This is a genomic window from Polaromonas vacuolata (genome assembly GCF_012584515.1).
In the GTDB taxonomy this organism is placed as follows: Bacteria; Pseudomonadota; Gammaproteobacteria; order Burkholderiales; family Burkholderiaceae_C; genus Polaromonas; species Polaromonas vacuolata.
The window spans coordinates 3124485-3140914 of the sequence record NZ_CP051461.1 but is presented as its reverse complement, the minus strand read 5'-3'; the positions used below and the strand labels follow the sequence as shown (position 1 = coordinate 3140914).

The 16430-nt window shown below is 53.0% G+C and carries 14 protein-coding genes and 1 tRNA gene; 8 read left to right on the top strand and 7 right to left on the bottom strand.

The annotated features are described in order from the left end of the window. Window positions 1–16: 16 nt before the first annotated feature. The 6 genes from HC248_RS14280 to HC248_RS14255 all read left to right on the top strand — a co-directional run bounded on the left by HC248_RS14280 (window position 17) and on the right by HC248_RS14255 (window position 5051). Window positions 17–772 (top strand): cytochrome c1, encoded by a 756-nt coding sequence (locus tag HC248_RS14280; protein WP_168923055.1) that lies wholly within the window; start codon window positions 17–19, stop codon window positions 770–772. 125 nt (window positions 773–897) lie between these two features. Beyond that, entirely contained in the window at window positions 898–1509 is a 612-nt protein-coding gene (locus HC248_RS14275; RefSeq protein ID WP_168923054.1) for a glutathione S-transferase N-terminal domain-containing protein, read from the top strand. A gap of 53 nt (window positions 1510–1562) precedes the next feature. Then, complete coding sequence (locus tag HC248_RS14270; RefSeq protein ID WP_168923871.1) at window positions 1563–2144, top strand: ClpXP protease specificity-enhancing factor; 582 nt, start codon at window positions 1563–1565, stop codon at window positions 2142–2144. Between the two features lie 42 nt (window positions 2145–2186). Beyond that, window positions 2187–2262, top strand: a tRNA-Thr gene (locus HC248_RS14265). 384 nt (window positions 2263–2646) lie between these two features. Further along, window positions 2647–4236, top strand: a complete 1590-nt coding sequence (locus HC248_RS14260) for a GAF domain-containing sensor histidine kinase (protein ID WP_168923053.1) — start codon at window positions 2647–2649, stop codon at window positions 4234–4236. Then, entirely contained in the window at window positions 4233–5051 is an 819-nt protein-coding gene (locus HC248_RS14255; RefSeq protein WP_168923052.1) for a response regulator transcription factor, read from the top strand. The genes HC248_RS14260 and HC248_RS14255 overlap by 4 nt, the downstream gene beginning before the upstream one ends. A gap of 3 nt (window positions 5052–5054) precedes the next feature. Here HC248_RS14255 and HC248_RS14250 read toward each other — a convergent pair whose 3' ends face one another. The 7 genes from HC248_RS14250 to HC248_RS14220 all read right to left on the bottom strand — a co-directional run bounded on the left by HC248_RS14250 (window position 5055) and on the right by HC248_RS14220 (window position 14465). Next, the gene (locus HC248_RS14250; protein WP_168923051.1) at window positions 5055–7340 is read right to left on the bottom strand and encodes a glycosyltransferase family 2 protein; all 2286 of its coding nucleotides are present in this window, start codon (window positions 7338–7340) and stop codon (window positions 5055–5057) included. Continuing rightward, entirely contained in the window at window positions 7340–8914 is a 1575-nt protein-coding gene (locus HC248_RS14245) for a tetratricopeptide repeat protein (RefSeq protein WP_168923050.1), read from the bottom strand. Before HC248_RS14245 ends, HC248_RS14250 begins: the two co-directional genes overlap by 1 nt. Window positions 8915–9024: 110 nt before the next feature. Next, window positions 9025–9417, bottom strand: coding sequence for a VOC family protein (locus tag HC248_RS14240; protein ID WP_168923049.1), 393 nt, complete (start codon window positions 9415–9417; stop codon window positions 9025–9027). 79 nt (window positions 9418–9496) lie between these two features. Beyond that, complete coding sequence (locus HC248_RS14235) at window positions 9497–10735, bottom strand: CaiB/BaiF CoA transferase family protein (protein WP_168923870.1); 1239 nt, start codon at window positions 10733–10735, stop codon at window positions 9497–9499. Window positions 10736–11054: 319 nt separating this feature from the next. Beyond that, the gene (locus HC248_RS14230; protein ID WP_168923048.1) at window positions 11055–12164 is read right to left on the bottom strand and encodes a malate/lactate/ureidoglycolate dehydrogenase; all 1110 of its coding nucleotides are present in this window, start codon (window positions 12162–12164) and stop codon (window positions 11055–11057) included. Window positions 12165–12184: 20 nt separating this feature from the next. Continuing rightward, entirely contained in the window at window positions 12185–13711 is a 1527-nt protein-coding gene (locus HC248_RS14225; protein WP_168923047.1) for a UxaA family hydrolase, read from the bottom strand. A 25-nt stretch (window positions 13712–13736) separates the two neighbouring features. After that, window positions 13737–14465 (bottom strand): FadR/GntR family transcriptional regulator, encoded by a 729-nt coding sequence (locus tag HC248_RS14220; RefSeq protein WP_168923046.1) that lies wholly within the window; start codon window positions 14463–14465, stop codon window positions 13737–13739. A 221-nt stretch (window positions 14466–14686) separates the two neighbouring features. Between HC248_RS14220 and HC248_RS14215 the strand changes: the two genes are divergently transcribed. Together HC248_RS14215 and HC248_RS14210 are read left to right on the top strand one after the other, a co-directional pair. Next, a complete protein-coding gene (locus tag HC248_RS14215; RefSeq protein ID WP_168923045.1) occupies window positions 14687–15421 on the top strand; it encodes an SDR family oxidoreductase in 735 nt (244 codons plus the stop codon). Window positions 15422–15480: 59 nt separating this feature from the next. Then, on the top strand, window positions 15481–16329 hold the full coding sequence (locus tag HC248_RS14210) for a fumarylacetoacetate hydrolase family protein (protein ID WP_168923044.1): 849 nt from the start codon (window positions 15481–15483) through the stop codon (window positions 16327–16329). The last annotated feature ends 101 nt before the right edge of the window (window positions 16330–16430 follow it).

The window sequence follows — 16430 nt, the reverse complement described above, 5'->3', positions numbered from 1 at the left end:
CTGGAGAATAAAAAGCATGAAAAAATTTCTACTCACTTTGATCGCAGCGCTTGGCTTTGTGGCCGGTGCTCAGGCTAACGAAGCAGGCATTTCTTGGGATAAAGCGCCGAACAAATCCAATGATTTAGTGGCCTTACAGCACGGCGCCAAACTTTTCGTTAACTATTGCCTTAACTGCCACGCAGCGGCCTACATGCGCTACAACCGTTTAACCGACATAGGTTTAACGGCGCAGCAGATCAAAGACAACTTGATGTTCGCCACTGATAAAGTGGGCGACACCATGAATGTTGCGATTACCGCCGACCAAGGCAAGATACTGTATGGTGTCAATCCGCCCGATTTGAGCGTGATTGCGCGTTCACGTTCGGGCGCTGGCGGTAGTGGTTCCGACTATATCTACACCTATTTGCGCACTTACTATCGCGATTCTTCCAAGGCCACGGGTTGGAATAACCTGGCTTACCCGAATGCCGCCATGCCGCATGTTTTGTGGCAATTGCAAGGCGAGCGCAAGCCGGTCTACGAAGAGCGTGAAGAGCATGGCCATAAAGTGGCGCTGTTCAAAGGTTGGGAACAAGTCACCCCAGGTACGATGACGCCTTTGAAATACGATCAATCCATGGGTGATTTAGTGGGTTATCTACAATGGATGGCAGAACCGGCTCGAAACACCCGCGTTCGTACCGGTGTTTGGGTGTTGATGTTCTTGATGCTATTGACTTTTGCCGCCTGGCGCCTCAATGCAGCGTTCTGGAAAGACGTCAAGTAATTTTAAATTCGTAAGCTTTTTTGCTTTTTCGCCGTTCACGCTTTTCAGGCGTGTCGGCATCATCGAAGTAGCGGTATGGGCTGAAAAGTCCTCCGCTGCTCTTTTGCTTTCAGGAGTTCCGAATCATGATGGTCCTTTATTCAGGCACGACCTGCCCTTTTTCTCACCGCTGCCGCTTTGTATTGTTTGAAAAAGGCATGGACTTTGAAATCCGCGATGTTGATTTGTACAACAAGCCTGAAGACATCAATGTCATGAATCCCTACGGCCAAGTTCCTATCTTGGTCGAACGCGATTTAATTTTGTACGAGTCAAACATCATCAACGAATACATTGACGAGCGTTTCCCGCATCCACAACTCATGCCCGGCGATCCGGTTGACCGCGCCCGCGTGCGCTTGTTCTTGCTTAACTTTGAAAAAGAGTTGTTTGTGCATGTCAACATGCTTGAGTCGCGCGCCGCCAAAGGTAACGACAAGGTGCTGGAGAAAGCTCGCGCCCATATACGCGATCGTCTGACTCAACTCGCACCTATTTTCTTGAAAAATAAATACATGCTGGGTGACAGTTTTTCTATGCTCGACGTGGCGATCGCGCCATTGCTTTGGCGCCTGGATTATTACGACATTGAACTGTCGAAAAATGCAGCGCCATTGCTCAAGTATGCTGAACGAATTTTTTCGCGCCCAGCCTATATTGAAGCGCTGACTCCGTCTGAAAAAGTGATGCGTAAGTAAGTAAATAAATAGCTAACGTCAACATTGGGAATAGTTTTACTTTGTCTGATTTAATGAACCTGCAGGAGTCAAGCTCCACCCGCCCTTATCTGATTCGGGCGCTTTATGAGTGGTGTACTGACAATGGATTTACGCCCTATGTTGCCGTGGCCGTGGACGACAGCGTCCATGTACCGCGTGAGTACGTTAAGAACAATGAGATTGTTCTGAATATTAGTTTTGACGCAACGTCTTCGCTTCAGCTTGGTAATGAGTTCATTGAATTTAAAGCCAGGTTCGCGGGCAGTTCGCGTGAAATCATGGTTCCTATCGAACGAGTAACCGCGATTTATGCACGTGAAAATGGTCAAGGCATGGCGTTTCCTATGCCCAACCCTGCCTCTTCACAGCCAAAGTCGCCGGTTAAATCGACGGCCAAATCACCGAGCTTGGCATTGAGTCCGCGCCCAGCTGCGGAGACGTTTGATGATGTGCTGGATAGCCCTGCCCAAACTTTGACGGCGGCGGATCACAAGGGCATGCATCTGGTGACAGGTGAGGGAAGTGCGTCCGCCCCGCCAGATAGCGACGGCGAACCGCCGGTTCCACCCAAACCTAAATCAGGTTCTCGCCCATCTCTTACGCGAATCAAGTAAAACAGGCCTAAAGATCAAGTAGAATCAGGAACTTGTTTTCAAGCCGATTTAGCTCAGTTGGTAGAGCAACCGCCTTGTAAGCGGTAGGTCATCAGTTCGACTCCGATAATCGGCACCATTTGATTGTTTTAAGACAAATCAATAAAGTTTCAAACCCGTTAAGCCTTGCGCTTAGCGGGTTTTTTCTTGTCTTAAAAAAGTAAATGCTGGTTGCTGGATTTTATTTTTGAGATTTTGCGGACAACTTCGATTGAAGTTGCGGCCATGATTGGATTCACAGAACAAAGGAGTCTTTTTTGCCGCATGTATTTTCTCATCCGGCCATGTCGGCTCTTCAGTGATAAACCGCTGTATATCGCGCGCTTGGCCAACGCTAAAAACCTATAGGCTTGATATGCTTGACGCTAGCCTGATTTGGTTTATGACTTAAGCGTTAAATCATCGTTTTTGCAGCGCTAGAAAGAAGTCTCACAGATAAGATCTGTTACAAATTCTTCAGTCCATGATTACACCTGCTATTCCACTCAATGAAGCCGATCGACTAGAAGACCTGTATGCGTATGGCGTTTTGGACACAGCGCCCGAGAAAATCTTTGATGAAATTGCTGAGCTCGCCGCCACCATTTGCGGTACGCGCTATGCCGCAGTCACATTTATTGATGGCGACCGACACTGGTTTAAAACTGAATATGGCTCTGTGTTTGGAGAAAGTTCACGTAATGACAGCATTTGCGGCCACGCCATCTTGGCGCAGGAATTGTTTGAAGTGGCCGACACTTGGGACAACCCTTGCTTTTCGGGGAATACAAAACTCAATGATGCTAAGGTGCGTTTTTACAGCGGCAGCCAGCTCAATAGTTCTCGCGGCAACTCAATCGGCATGCTGTGCGTCATGGATTCAGAGCCGCGTAGCCTCAATACCAGCCAAAAGCAGTCGCTGACGCAGTTAGCGGGTGTGCTGATGGCCTCGCTAGAGGCGGCACGCCAAAGCCGCATGCTCAATTGGCTGGGTACCTTGATTGATGCTGTGACAGATGAGGTTATGGTTTTTGACAGCCTGTCTTTGCACTTCCTGTATGCCAACGCCGTGGCGTTGAAAAGTCTGGGTTATTCACTGGAGGAGATGTGCCGCATGACGCCGCTAGACGTCACGCCGGATACCGAGCGCGACTCTCTCATGGCTTATCTGCAACAGTTGCAAAACGGCGCGCAGCAGTTGCAGTTTGAAAGCGTCAGACTGCGTCAAGATGGTGTGCTTGTTCCGGTCGAGATGAGGTGGCAATTGCTGACTAATTTTGGTAAGCCGGTCATCTTGTCTATCGTCCACGACATCACTGAACGCAAGCGAGTGAGCAACATGAAAAGCGAATTTATCTCGCTCGTCAGCCATGAGTTGCGAACCCCGCTCACCGCTATTCACGGTGCGGTCAAACTGCTGGATAAAGGCGTTGCTGGAATCTTGCCCGATGCGGCTACTAAGCTGATTTCTCTAGCCGCGCTAAACACCGACCGCCTGTGCAAAATGGTAGACGACATTTTGGACTTGGAAAAATTAGCCTCGGGGAAAATGCAGTTTGTCTTGCAGCCGCTGCTGGTAAGCGCCGTACTTGAGCGAGTAGTCCAAGCCTATGCAGCTGTGGCCGGCGTCGCTGGCGTTCAGCTTCAAGTGCAGGCAACACCTAACTTGTGTCTGTCGGCTGATGTACAGCGGCTCAATCAGGTGCTGGCTAATTTAGTCTCCAACGCCATTGCATTCGCTCCTCGAGGCAGCAATGTGTGTCTGTCCGCTTTTGCTGCTTGCAAATCGGCTTTGTTCATCCCATCTCTTGGCGGCGATGTGTCTGACCCGCTCGCCGCGACCGTATGCTTACAGGTTACCGATTGCGGACCTGGCATCCCAGAGCATTTTCGTCAAAATATTTTCCAGCGTTTTGCGCAAGCAAATATGCAAACTAACCGCCAAAAAGGCGGCTCGGGGCTAGGACTTTTTATGGCTAAACAAATGATTGAACACATGTACGGCTCGATTAGCTACCGCTCGCAGCCTGGCTGCACAACCTTCGAAGTCATCTTGCCTAGTGCCCAAGCATGAGCGCTCAACGTATCTTGCTGGTGGAGGACGACAAAGACATACGCTCGATTGTCCAGCTAGCGCTTGAGCATTTGGGTGGCTACCAAGTGCTGGCCTGCGCTTGCGGCGCACAAGCGCTCGCAGAGGCGGCCAACTTCCGTCCTGATCTGCTGTTGCTCGACGTCTCTATGCCCGACATGGATGGCCTCGAAACGTTGGCCGCACTACGTCAGCAAAGCGCATTGGCTTTGGTGCCTGTGGCCTTCTTGACCGCACACACGGCGGCCAAACAGGTGTCGCAATACCGTGCGCTCAATGCGGTAGATGTGATTGCCAAGCCCTTCGATCCGCATCAGCTGTGTGAACGTATCCGCGCAATACTGGCGAAAACCGCGACGGCGACAACGTCAGTATCTGCACCCGCTAATACCGATCAGGCCAGAACCGATCAAGCCAGAGTGGCGCTGGTGGTCGAAGACGATCCCAGTATTCGCTATCTGCTCGGCTTCATCCTAGCTCAGCAAGGCTGGGCCATGCTTGAAGCTCACGATGGATTACAGGGCAAAGCCGCAATTCTGGGTGGCCCAGTCGTTGATGCGGTGCTACTAGACATCATGCTGCCAGAGATCGACGGTTTGCAATTACTCGACATCTTGCGCAGCCAGCGCCGCTGGAAAGACGTGCCGGTGATGATGCTTAGTGCAAGTGGAGATGAGCCGTCGGTCAAACGTGCACTCGTGTCAGGTGCTAACGACTACTTAGCTAAGCCTTTCGATCCAGATGACCTGATCGCGCGTCTTAGTCGTATGCACGGCCTATCGTCCAGTGCGCACTAGACTTTACTTTTTTACCTTGACTCTTGATGTCACTACCCAAGTAGTTTCACCGCGCCACTGCTTAAAGTGGGCAATCCGATTCCAAGCGTTTTTCAGACCGGCGTAAAAAAAAGTTGATGTGACTAGATAAAACCAGAACCAAGTTGCATTTCTTTTTAACTGTCGATCGGCGAGTATGTAGATAAAGATAATCTGTCCTGGTCCGGTTCCCAGTGTGAACAGCGATGTCACAACAAAGAGCGGCACCTGCCATTCAATATCTAACAGCGAGCCGGCCTCTACTGCCCACCAAGCGATAAGTGGCAGGATTTGCAAAGAGACCCAAGGATAGATTTCGCGCCAGCCCAACAACTGAAACACACCTAGCTTTTGGCGCACGGTGAGATGGCGCGAGCGAAGCGCCGGCAGCAGCCATTTCATGGATATCTGCAACCATCCTTGCGCCCACCTTAGCCGCTGCTTAGTGAGTGCTGACAAACGCTCGGGCGCTAGCTCACGCGATAACAAGTAGGGGTCCGAGACTATGCGTTGACCGGCCACCAAGGCGCGCATGGACGAATCAATATCCTCCGTCAGCATGAAGCCGTGCATGCGCATCTCGCGCAACAAGGCGGTACGCCAGTAACCGTTGCTGCCGCCGAAGATGCCAAATCCGTGCATGCGCGACCGCCCTGGATGGCTCACCGCATAGATTTGTTCAAACTCAATCGCCACCATTTTGGCCACCCAAGAAGCCGCGCCGTTGCGGATGACGCAGTGCCCTTGCACTACGTCGGCACCGTGAGAAATCCAGCGCCAGGCGCGGCGAAAACTATCTGGATCGGGCTGGTGGTCTGCATCGAAAATGGCGGTGAATGTGCCGCTGACGTAAGACAGTGCGGCATTGACGTTTTGCGCTTTAGATGTACTTGTATGCACGCGTATTGGCACAAAGCGTGGATTCAGACGTGCAATTTCCCGTAATCTTTCCTCGACGTCCCGCATGTCATGGGGTGTGTTGTAGGCAAGGATAATTTGCAGTGGCGAAGGGTATTGCACCCGTAAAAAAGCCATCACTGTGTCCTCGATGATGGAGGCTTCATTGGGCAGATAGGCGGCGATGATGGCCGAGGCTGGCGGGTAGGGCGAAGCCGGCTCTGCAGGAGGGTCTATGCGTTTGAGCGCTAGCCAGCCTTCGACCCAGATGGACGCGGCGGTCAGTGCCAGCGTGATGACGACAAAAATATACACACCGCCACTGATGTCGTAGCCATGGCTGCCCAAACTCCAGTAGATCAAGAAAGGCAGCACCAGACCGACCAGCATGGTGATGAGGTATTGAAAGATCAGCGCATTCGCGCTGCAAACGCGCGACCACCAAAGTTGTAGCGGCCCGGCTAGACGCATTTGTTTGGCTTTAGGCCGCCTCCAGAATATTGGCTGTAGGTCAAGGTGCCTCGCCGACTGTTTGGCCGCTTCACGTGCCTCGTTCAGCGTATCGCTGGCGCTACGGCTGCGGCGCAGCCCGCTAAAGCCTATCGCCGAGGAGAAGCGTGATGTTTGTGCGCCCAATTCAAAGTGATGATTGGCCATACGGCGGCTCAGCGCTTGCAGCCTTTTCTCCGCTTTTTGGCGCGACGTTGCGGGCAGCAATAAGAGCAAGTCCCCCGCTACACCCCGTCCCAGTTTTTCGTTGGCAAGCGCGTCTAAGCCGGCTAGCTCTGCGACCTGGCGCCACAAGCTCTCTTCGGCTTGTGCGCCCAGCCGGTGGCGATACTGATCCAGCTCGTCTAGGCGTAACGCCACCACAAAACTCTCGCTAGGCGAGCGAGCAGCGCGTAAACAATCGCGTTCTTTGCCAAGGGTTTTCAGAAAGCGCTCTTCGTCGGCAATGGGAATACTGGCCAGCGTGCGTTGATCAGGCAGCGTTGTTGACCGCGCTGTTGTCAACTCATCACGCAGCATGCGCCGCACACGAGCCACGAGTTGCTGCGGCTCGAACGGCCACGCCAGACATTGCGTGCCAGATTGATTGGCTTTGTTTTTAGGTAGTGACTGCGCTGGACCAATTAGCAGCAACTCGGGCGGCGGGTTATGTCCTTCACGCAGGGCAGCCAGTAATTCCAAGCTGCCCAGTCCCGGTACGTGAGGCGCGCTCAACACCAACTGCCAGCGACACCGTTGCAGGTCTGACACGTTTCCCAGCTTGATTTGGTAACCTGCTGCGATTAAAGGAGCAATCACGTCGGCTACGACGTTGCTCGCTAAACCTATGATGAGTAGTGGCTCTTGGTCAACTAACGCCGTCATCACCAGGTCCGCGCAAGCGTCAGTTCTAAGGCTCTACGTGAGAAACCTAGGGTTTGTGTGCGCGAGCTAAAGCGTTGCAAGCGCAGTTCTAACCGTGTTTCTGCGTCCAGTTTGTAAGCTGCGCGCAGGCTTAAGTCCGAGGTCGGTTTGTTGCCATCGGGCTGTACATGTTCGCTCCCAATAGCCAAATTACTGGCCAAGTCCCAGCGACCGTCCGGTCCGTCGGGGTGCCAATTACTACGCAGTGTGAGCTGCGTTGCATGAAAGCTCAGCGGGTTAAAGTAACCGTTATTGGTTTGTTGGTCGAACGCAAAGCGTGTGTGTTTAACGCCAACCCAGACCTCAGGGCGAGAGAAAAATCGGTACTCGGCTTGCAACTGATTACCCAGTCTGGCGTTGCCGTCGCTGTAGTTTGCACTTTCTATCTTGGCGTTGTAGCGCTGCCGTTCACTGGGCGTGAAGTCGATTGACAGCGCATTTTGGTTGGCGGTGACTCCTAGGCGTAGCGACTGTAAGTTGTCAAAGCTACTGCGGCTGCTGCTCAAATCAAAACGCACTATATCGTTGGGCCACCAAGTCAGCCAGCTTGAATATACGTTGGCTTCCTGCACCGCACTGCCGCGCGGGCTAATGCGCTCGCGGCCGATTTCTGTATTGATCTCGAATCCGTCGCTCAAGCGGTAGCGTCCACTCAGCATAGGTCGGCTTACTTGTATCGAATCGCTGTGGTCTTCGCGCTCGTATTCGGTTTGCTCTAGCTGCAAGCCGACTGCACCTCGTGCATTAGAGAAATTCAGCCAATGACCTAGCCGCAGGCTGCGAATATTGACTTGATCTGATTGGCTAGACTGCCGCGCATCGACTACTGTGCGCGGCGCAATGGCTCGTTCCAGTTCGGCGTGCAGTTTGCGAGCGCCTGCGCGGTCTGCGCTAATGTCTTCCAGTGTCTTGACCGCAAAGTCTTGGCGTCCCATCCATGCCTGCGACTGGGCTAGCTGTACGCGGGCTTCTTGGTCCTCGGGGTGGTCGCGCAAATACTGCTGCAGATGGGTAATGGCTTCGCGCTGGCGACCACTCCAGCTCAGGGCGCGCCCCAAGCTGCGCTGTACCTCTTGGTTGTTAGGATCTTCTCGCAACAAGGCTTCGAAAAATTCTCTGGCCTGACTTGGCCGGTCTGTCCACAGGTAAGCGTTGCCTAGACCATTGAGGCTGCGCCGCTTCTCGTCTTGCGAGCGGGGCGCGTCCAGCACTTCTTGATACAGCGGTATGGCTTGGGTTGATTGGTTCGAATAAAGCAACTGGTCGGCATATTCTGGCAGCCACTCACGCCTACGCTCCGGGGCTTGATTGATGGCTTGGGCAAACAGTGCCGTTGATGCGTAGTTCTGATCTGCGCGGGAAGCGGCTCTAGCGGCCTCTACTAAGTCATCTACTGACTGAGTTAACTGTGTGTTGGATGCAGCGGTGCTTGGCACTTCTGATGATGTTGGCGCTGATTGGTTTGACTGCGCTGCGAGTGGGTAAACAGTTGCCGTAACGCAGCAAGCCAGTACCCAGTAGTTTAGAAAAATCATTCTTTAAACCTCAGTGCAGTTATCCAATATTTGTAATACTTTACTATGCTTGGTTGAATAATTTTTTGCGCGAAGTCTTTTTTGCTTTAGTGCAACACAGCTTATTTTTCTCAAGCCTGAACCGACAGCTCAATCAAGTTCAGGTCAGGGTCGCGCAGATAGACAGAGTGAATTTTTCCCGTCGCGCCGGTTCTCAATACTGGCCCTTCAATAATCGGCCAGTTCGCCGCCTGCAAATTTGCGATAACGGCCGCCAACGAAATACGGGTGATAAAGCACAAGTCGAGTGAGCCCGGCACCGGCAAATAGGCCTTGGGTTCAAACTCTGCGCCTTGAATATGCAGGTTGATTTTTTGCGCGCCAAATTTAAACGCTTTGCGTTCGACCGGTGGAGTACCGCCGATGAATGACTCAAGTTGCATACCTAAAACGCGGGTGTAGAAATCTATGCAGGCGGCTTCTCGGGCGGTGGTCAGTACTAAGTGGTCGAGGTGATCAATCATTCAAATTTACGCCTAATCGGGTGGGTAAATATGGACTCAGGCTAGAGTGCAAAAAATGTGCGCTGCTGTGGTCTGCGTATCAAACTCCCGCCACAATCCCGCGCGCAATTAGTTGGCTAATTTGCGTATCTGTTAAACCGATTTCTTTGAGCACCGCTTGGCTGTCTTGTCCCAGATCGGGTGCGTTTCTGACGCGAGAGCCAGGCGTGAGCGAGAGCTTTGGCACTATGCCGGGAACACTCAATTGCGTGCCGTCGTGCATCTCAACCGTATCCAACATGCCGCGGGCCGCGTAGTGGGGGTCGTTGGCAATGTCTGCGACGGTGTAAATACGTCCGGCTGGAACCGATGCCGCATCCAGGGCCGTCAACACATCTTCTACGCTAAGTTGCGCCGTCCACTCACCAATCACGCGGTCAAGCTCTTCTACTCTAGCGACCCGGCCGGTGTTATTGGCCAGTGCTGCATCTTGGGCTAAATCGTCTCTGCCTATGAGTTGCATAAGGCGCTTAAAAATACTGTCGCCATTGCCGGCGATTAAGGCGTAACTTCCATCTTTGCAGAGGTAGGCATTCGATGGCGCTATGCCCGGCAGTGCGGACCCGGCTGGCCCGCGCACGGCAGCAAACGCGCTGTACTCGGGCAACAAGCTTTCCATGCAATTGAACACGGCTTCATAAAGGGCCACATCAATGACTTGGCCTAAGCCAGTCGCGTTGCGATGCTGCAAAGCCAGAAGAATGCCAATCACGCCGTGCAAGGCCGCCAAGGTATCGCCCAGACTAATTCCCACCCGTACCGGCGTACGTCCAGGCTCGCCAGACAAATGCCGCATGCCGCCCATGGCTTCAGCAACTACGCCAAAACCAGGTCGGTCTTTATAAGGCCCAGTTTGTCCGTAACCGCTGATGCGCAGCATGATTAATTTGGGATTAATGGTCTGCAGTTGCTCAGGTCCAAGCCCCCAGCCTTCCATTGCGCCAGGACGAAAGTTTTCTATCATCACGTCGGTTTCGGCGACTAATTTACGCACTATGTCTTGTCCTTCTCCACTGCGCAGGTCTAAGGCCAGCGACCTTTTGTTGCGTGACTGAACTTGCCACCAGACTGAAGTTCCGTCTTTTAGCAAGCGCCATTGACGCAATGGATCGCCGGTGCCGGGTTGCTCAATTTTCACCACATCAGCACCGAAATCGGCCAGAGTTTTACCGGCAAATGGCCCGGCGATAAGTTGCCCGAGTTCGAGTACTTTTAAGCCCGACAGCGGGCCTGAGCGGGGGTTATTTTTTGTCTCGGTATTGTGAAGAATTTTTTCCATGTCATGAGTATCCGGTAGGAGGCCAGCATTGTTTATTCTTGGCGAACTAATTAAGCCTTTGTAAGCCTTAGCGTTTCGCGAAGGCTGGCAGAGAAAGTGGCGAAGGGTTTTTCGTTCGCTAGCGATATTTGGGCCAAGCGCTATTTTTTGAATAATTTTGCCGCTGCTGGTATTAAGGCGCAGGCCAGTGCGGCAGCCGTCAAGCTGCCGGTCTACGCGTGCATGACGACTCATCGCTTGGCATCAAAATCAATGCTGGTAAGCGGTGCGTAAAAACCTTATTAAGTCTAAGAGTTGTAAGCCTTTCGCTTGTGTGAACTTATAAAGTGACACCAAACTTTTTCGCTGCGTGGACAATTTCGTCCCAAGTTTGGGCATCGATTTCAATCCCGTCTTGTGCGCGCTTAAGCCTGGCTTTGCGTTCCGGCTCACCAGCGATTTGTACGGCATCAAAACCCTGAGCCGCTGGGCTCTTACGCAGCCAATCTATGAAAGCTACGGAGTCGTTCTCTAGCGCTGCTTGGGTGCCTAATTTTGCCGGGTCTATCAAAATCGTCAGCATGCTGTTTGTCACAGCGCGCACTTTTGCGCCGGCTGCATCCATAGTTTTATGCCAGGTTCCGCCGCCGGTGAGCGCGCCGCCTAGCAACTCGCAGGCAACTGCCAAGCCGTAACCCTTGTGCTCACCAAAAGGCATTAGCGCGCCAAAAATACCGGGCGCGCCTTCTTCGCCTGTGCTTTGCGGCACGACCACTACGCCGGGATTGGTTGTGGGCAGTCCGCGCTCGTCTATCAGCAACCCGGGCGCAACCGTTTTGCCTTGGTTGTGGGCAACGCGCATTTTTCCTTGCGCTACTTTACTGGTAGCAAAGTCCAAAATGAAATGATTTTGATGCGCTGCATTCGACTGTCCTTGGCGATTAAGTGGAATGCCAATACAGCAAGGGTTGGTGCCAAAGCGGCCATCCGTGCCGCCCCACGGCGCTACCACTGGACGTGAGATGACGTTGACAAAATGAATCGACACCAATCCTTGGGCTACTGCCATTTCAGCGAAATGCCCAATCCGCCCCAGGTGGTGTGAGTCCGCTAGCGTCATGATGCAACTGCCGTGTACTTTGGCTCGTTCAATGCCCAGCTGCATAGCTTGCTCGCCCATGACTTGGCCATAGCCGTGCTGTGCGTTTAGCGTGAGTAATGAGCCGGTGTCTAGTAGCGTCTTAAGCGTCGCGTTAGGCGTCAAACCGCCTTCAAGCACTGCGTCTATATAGCGCGGCAACATGCCCACACCGTGCGAGTCGTGGCCGCTCAAATTGGCCATGACTAAATTGTTAGCTACGGTTTCAGCTTCTTGAGAACTGCTAGAGGCCGCGATAAGAACGGCGCTAAGTTGCTGGCGAAGGTAATCGGCTTGAATGAGTTTTTGCATCGATTTTTTCTTTCTTAAATTTACATCACTGCGCCGACTTGCCAAGGCACGAATTCGTTTTGGCCGTAGCCGTGTTGTTCGCTCTTGCTGGCTGAGCCCGATGCGGTGGCCAGTATTTGTTCAAAAATGCGTTGACCCATTTGCTGCACGGTTACGCCGCCGTCAATGATTTCGCCGCAGTTGATGTCCATGTCATCTTCTTGGCGCTGCCATAGCGCTGAGTTAGTCGCCAACTTAATGCTAGGCGACGGTGCGCAGCCGTAGGCAGAGCCGCGTCCTGTCGTAAAGCAAATTAAGTTCGCACCGCCGGCGACTTGGCCGGTTGCGCTGACTGGGTCGTAGCCCGGTGTGTCCATATAAACAAAACCGTGGGCGGCGACATTTTCTGCATATTCATACACCGCTTCTAAGTTGCTGGTGCCGCCTTTAGCGACTGCACCTAATGACTTTTCTAAAATTGTGGTCAGCCCGCCGGCCTTGTTTCCGGGGGATGGGTTGTTGTTCATTTCGCCGCCGTTAATCGCGGTGTAGTGTTCCCACCATTTGATGCGGGCAATTAATTTTTCTGCAATTTCAGGTTTCACTGCGCGCCGCGTGAGCAAGTGTTCAGCACCATAAATTTCTGGCGTCTCGCTTAAAATCGCCGTGCCGCCATGGGCTACTAACAAGTCCACCGCCGCACCTAATGCCGGGTTGGCGCTAATGCCTGAGTAGCCGTCCGAGCCGCCGCATTGCAAGCCCACGGTGATGTGGGAAGCGTCGCAAGCTTGGCGCTTAACGGCGTTGGCTGGCACCAACATTTGCTCGACCATCGCTATGCCCTTGGCCACAGCCTTGGCAGTGCCGCCGCTGTCTTGAATATTGAAAACGCGCAGCGTTTCTCCTTCACGCAAACTGCCGCGCGCCAGCCAAGCGCTGATCTGATTGGACTCGCAACCTAAGCCAACTACCAACACCGCGGCAAAATTCACATGCGTGGCGTAGCCAGTCAGTGTGCGTTGCAATAGTTGCAAACCCAAGCCTTCCGAGTCCATGCCGCAGCCCGTGCCGTGGGTTAGCGCAATCACGCCGTCGACGTTGGGGAAGTCTTTCAGCGCAGCCGGATTGCTGCGTTTTGAAAAGTGCTCTGCAATCGCGTGCACAGCAGTGGCTGAGCAATTCACACTGGACAAAATACCAATGTAGTTGCGCGTGGCAACCCGGCCGTCCTCGCGTTTAATGCCCATAAAACTGGCGTGTTGGCGCTTGGCTGCGGGTTTGACATCTGCGCCAATTGCATAGTCTCTGGCGAAGTCACCTTTGTCCGGGCCCATGTCTAAATTTTGCGTGTGCACATGCTCACCCGGCGTAATGGCGCGGCTGGCAAAACCTATGATTTGGTTGTAGCGCCGCACTGCGTCGCCAGCTTTGAGCGCTCGCGTAGCGACTTTGTGGCCCGCTGGAATCAAACCCTTGACGGTTGTGTTTTCAACTTTTGCGCCGCTGAGTAATTGAGCTCTTGCAATCACCACATCGTCGTCGGCATGCAAACGTATGAAACTAGTCATTGAATTTCCTTGAGTTGAAATTAACTTAAATATTGCCGCGTTTGCTGCGCGCTTTTGAACCGCGCCAACTGGCACTAAAGCGGGCGTGTGATTTGTCCATGTGAGCTTGCATGGCCAGCCTTGCAGCGCTGGCGTCTTGGCGCGCAATCGCGTCCAAAATTGCTTGGTGTTCCTCAATCGCTGATTGCCAGGCGTCTTGGGTTTCAAAATGCTGACCGAGTCGTTCAAACAGTGGGCTATGGCGTGAATCCCAAAAGCGTTCAATCGTGTCTTGCAGCACTGCATTGCCGCAGGCAGAAGTGATGGCGCTGTGAAAAGCCCTGTCACCGTCTAATGGCGCTAAGCCGCGCTGGCTATCGGCCTGCATGCTTTTGATGGCCTTGCGCATGGCGGCGAGTTGTTTGGGGCTGGCGCAAGTTGCGGCCATCGCGGCGGTCTCGCCTTCAAGCATGCGGCGTGCGCGTATGAGCTCTAACGGGCCCCATTCCTCAGCGGCGATTTTCAACTCAATGGTTTTGGCGGAACGCGCTAATACATAAACGCCAGAGCCGACACGCACTTCAACCCAAGCTTCAACCTCTAAAGCAATCAGCGCTTCGCGCACCGATGGCCGACTCACACCAAGCTGGCGCGCCAAGTCGCGCTCGGCCGGCAAACGCTCGCCTAACGCCCACTCGCCGGCGCTGATTAAGCGGCGAAGTTGGTCTGCAATTTGGCGGTAAAGGCGCTGCGGCGTAACGGTGTTGATAGGCATGTAAGCTGAAGTTATCGGTTAGCGCGAGTGGCTTTGATGACGATTAAGGGTAAGCCAGAATGTGACAATTGGTCAGGCCAATTAATAATCCCATGAAAGCTAAGCACAAGGCATCGGGCTAAACCCTGTAAATACTTTCCGACTTCGCTTGGCGAGATTTTTTTACGCCCAACACGCTCGCTAATTTGTTTTGCTAATTTTTTTATCAAGATGGGACTGCTATGAGACTCCAAGGCAAATGCGTACTCGTGACCGCCGCCGGTCAAGGTATAGGCCGCGCCAGCGCGCTGGCCATGGCGGCAGAAGGCGCGCAGGTTTGGGCTACTGATATCAATGCAGAGTTGCTCAAGACTTATGCCGGTGTGGCCAACATCACGGCGCTTAAATTAGACGTGCTGGACAAGGCTGCTATACAAAGCTTAGTCGCCGGCTTGCCAGTGATTGACGTCTTGTTTAACTGCGCCGGTGTCGTACACGGCGGCACCGCGCTTGAAGCCGTTGACGACGAATTGGATTTTGCTTTTGCGCTTAATGTGCGGGCCCAGTTTTGGATGTTGCAAGCGGTGTTGCCAGGCATGCTGGCACAAAAAAGCGGCAGTATTATCAACATGGCCAGCGTGTGCAGCAGCATCAAGGGACTGCCGAATCGCTTTGTCTACGGCACAACCAAGGCAGCCGTGATTGGTCTGAGTAAAAGCGTTGCTGCCGATTACGCCAGCCAAGGCGTGCGCTGCAACGCGGTGTGCCCAGGCACGGTGGATACGCCTTCACTGCAGCAGCGCATTGACGCTTTTGCTGACCCGGTAGAAGCACGTAAAATTTTTATCGCGCGCCAGCCGCTAGGACGCTTGGCGCAAGCCCACGAGATCGCGCCCTTGGTGGTGTTTCTCGCTAGCGACGAGTCGGCTTTCGTAACCGGTCAAGCCTATAACATAGACGGCGGCATTAGCATTTAAACGTATGATGATTGGTCAATCTCAGTCATCTCTTACCTGATAGTAAAAAAGGAAATCTCATGAAATTGGTTCGCTATGGCAAACCCGGCAAAGAAAAACCCGGCCTTATTGATGCGGATGGCAAGCTGCGTGATCTCAGCGATGTCATCGAAGACTTCATCCCTTATCAACTCTGCGATGCCGCACTGACTAAGCTGCGCAAAATCAAAACCGATAAGTTGCCCTTGGTTAAAGGCAAGCCGCGTTTAGGTTGCCCAATTCCCGGTACGCCCAAGTTCATCGCCATTGGTTTGAATTATGCGGACCACGCCGCTGAGGCTGGCATGCCAATTCCCAAAGAGCCGATTGTTTTCATGAAAGCCAATAGCTCAATGCAAGGCCCGAATGATGATGTGATGATCCCTAAGGGTTCGGTTAAAACCGATTGGGAAGTCGAGCTCGGCGTCGTTATTGGCGCGGTCGCGCGTCACGTCTCGCAAAAAGATGCGCTCAACTATGTGGCCGGTTACTGCACCATCAACGACTTGAGTGAACGCGAGTTTCAGATCGAGCGCGGCGGCACATGGGACAAGGGCAAGGGTTGCGATACCTTTGGCCCCATCGGTCCTTGGCTGGTGACCCGTGATGAAATCGAGAACCCGCAAAAGTTAGATATGTGGCTGGACGTCAATGGCCAGCGTATGCAAACGGGTAACACCAAAACTATGATTTTTAGCGTCGCCAAAATCATCAGTTACGTGAGCCAGTTCATGACTTTGATGCCAGGTGATGTGATCACCACTGGCACGCCTCCCGGCGTAGGCATGGGTATGAAACCGCCTAGTTATCTTAAAAAAGGCGACGTTGTCACGCTGGGTATTGAAGGCTTGGGCGAGCAGCGTCAGCTGGTGGTGCCGTTCAAACTATAAATTTTTTTGACTCTAGTTAATAAGTTTACTTATTAATTCTTTCGTTTAATTTTTAGTCGGCTTTCCTCGCGCCATCTATTAAGGTGGCGCTACACTCGATT

Bases quoted from the DNA above. Each gene is read 5' to 3' on its own strand.
- HC248_RS14245 (WP_168923050.1), bottom strand. From the start codon at position 8,914: ATGATTTTTCTAAACTACTGGGTACTGGCTTGCTGCGTTACGGCAACT.
- HC248_RS14255 (WP_168923052.1), top strand. From the start codon at position 4,233: ATGAGCGCTCAACGTATCTTGCTGGTGGAGGACGACAAAGACATACGC.
- HC248_RS14220 (WP_168923046.1), bottom strand. From the start codon at position 14,465: ATGCCTATCAACACCGTTACGCCGCAGCGCCTTTACCGCCAAATTGCA.
- HC248_RS14270 (WP_168923871.1), top strand. From the start codon at position 1,563: ATGAACCTGCAGGAGTCAAGCTCCACCCGCCCTTATCTGATTCGGGCG.
- HC248_RS14230 (WP_168923048.1), bottom strand. From the start codon at position 12,164: ATGCAAAAACTCATTCAAGCCGATTACCTTCGCCAGCAACTTAGCGCC.
- HC248_RS14215 (WP_168923045.1), top strand. From the start codon at position 14,687: ATGAGACTCCAAGGCAAATGCGTACTCGTGACCGCCGCCGGTCAAGGT.
- HC248_RS14250 (WP_168923051.1), bottom strand. From the start codon at position 7,340: ATGACGGCGTTAGTTGACCAAGAGCCACTACTCATCATAGGTTTAGCG.
- HC248_RS14210 (WP_168923044.1), top strand. From the start codon at position 15,481: ATGAAATTGGTTCGCTATGGCAAACCCGGCAAAGAAAAACCCGGCCTT.
- HC248_RS14225 (WP_168923047.1), bottom strand. From the start codon at position 13,711: ATGACTAGTTTCATACGTTTGCATGCCGACGACGATGTGGTGATTGCA.
- HC248_RS14260 (WP_168923053.1), top strand. From the start codon at position 2,647: ATGATTACACCTGCTATTCCACTCAATGAAGCCGATCGACTAGAAGAC.
- HC248_RS14280 (WP_168923055.1), top strand. From the start codon at position 17: ATGAAAAAATTTCTACTCACTTTGATCGCAGCGCTTGGCTTTGTGGCC.
- HC248_RS14275 (WP_168923054.1), top strand. From the start codon at position 898: ATGATGGTCCTTTATTCAGGCACGACCTGCCCTTTTTCTCACCGCTGC.
- HC248_RS14240 (WP_168923049.1), bottom strand. From the start codon at position 9,417: ATGATTGATCACCTCGACCACTTAGTACTGACCACCGCCCGAGAAGCC.
- HC248_RS14235 (WP_168923870.1), bottom strand. From the start codon at position 10,735: ATGGAAAAAATTCTTCACAATACCGAGACAAAAAATAACCCCCGCTCA.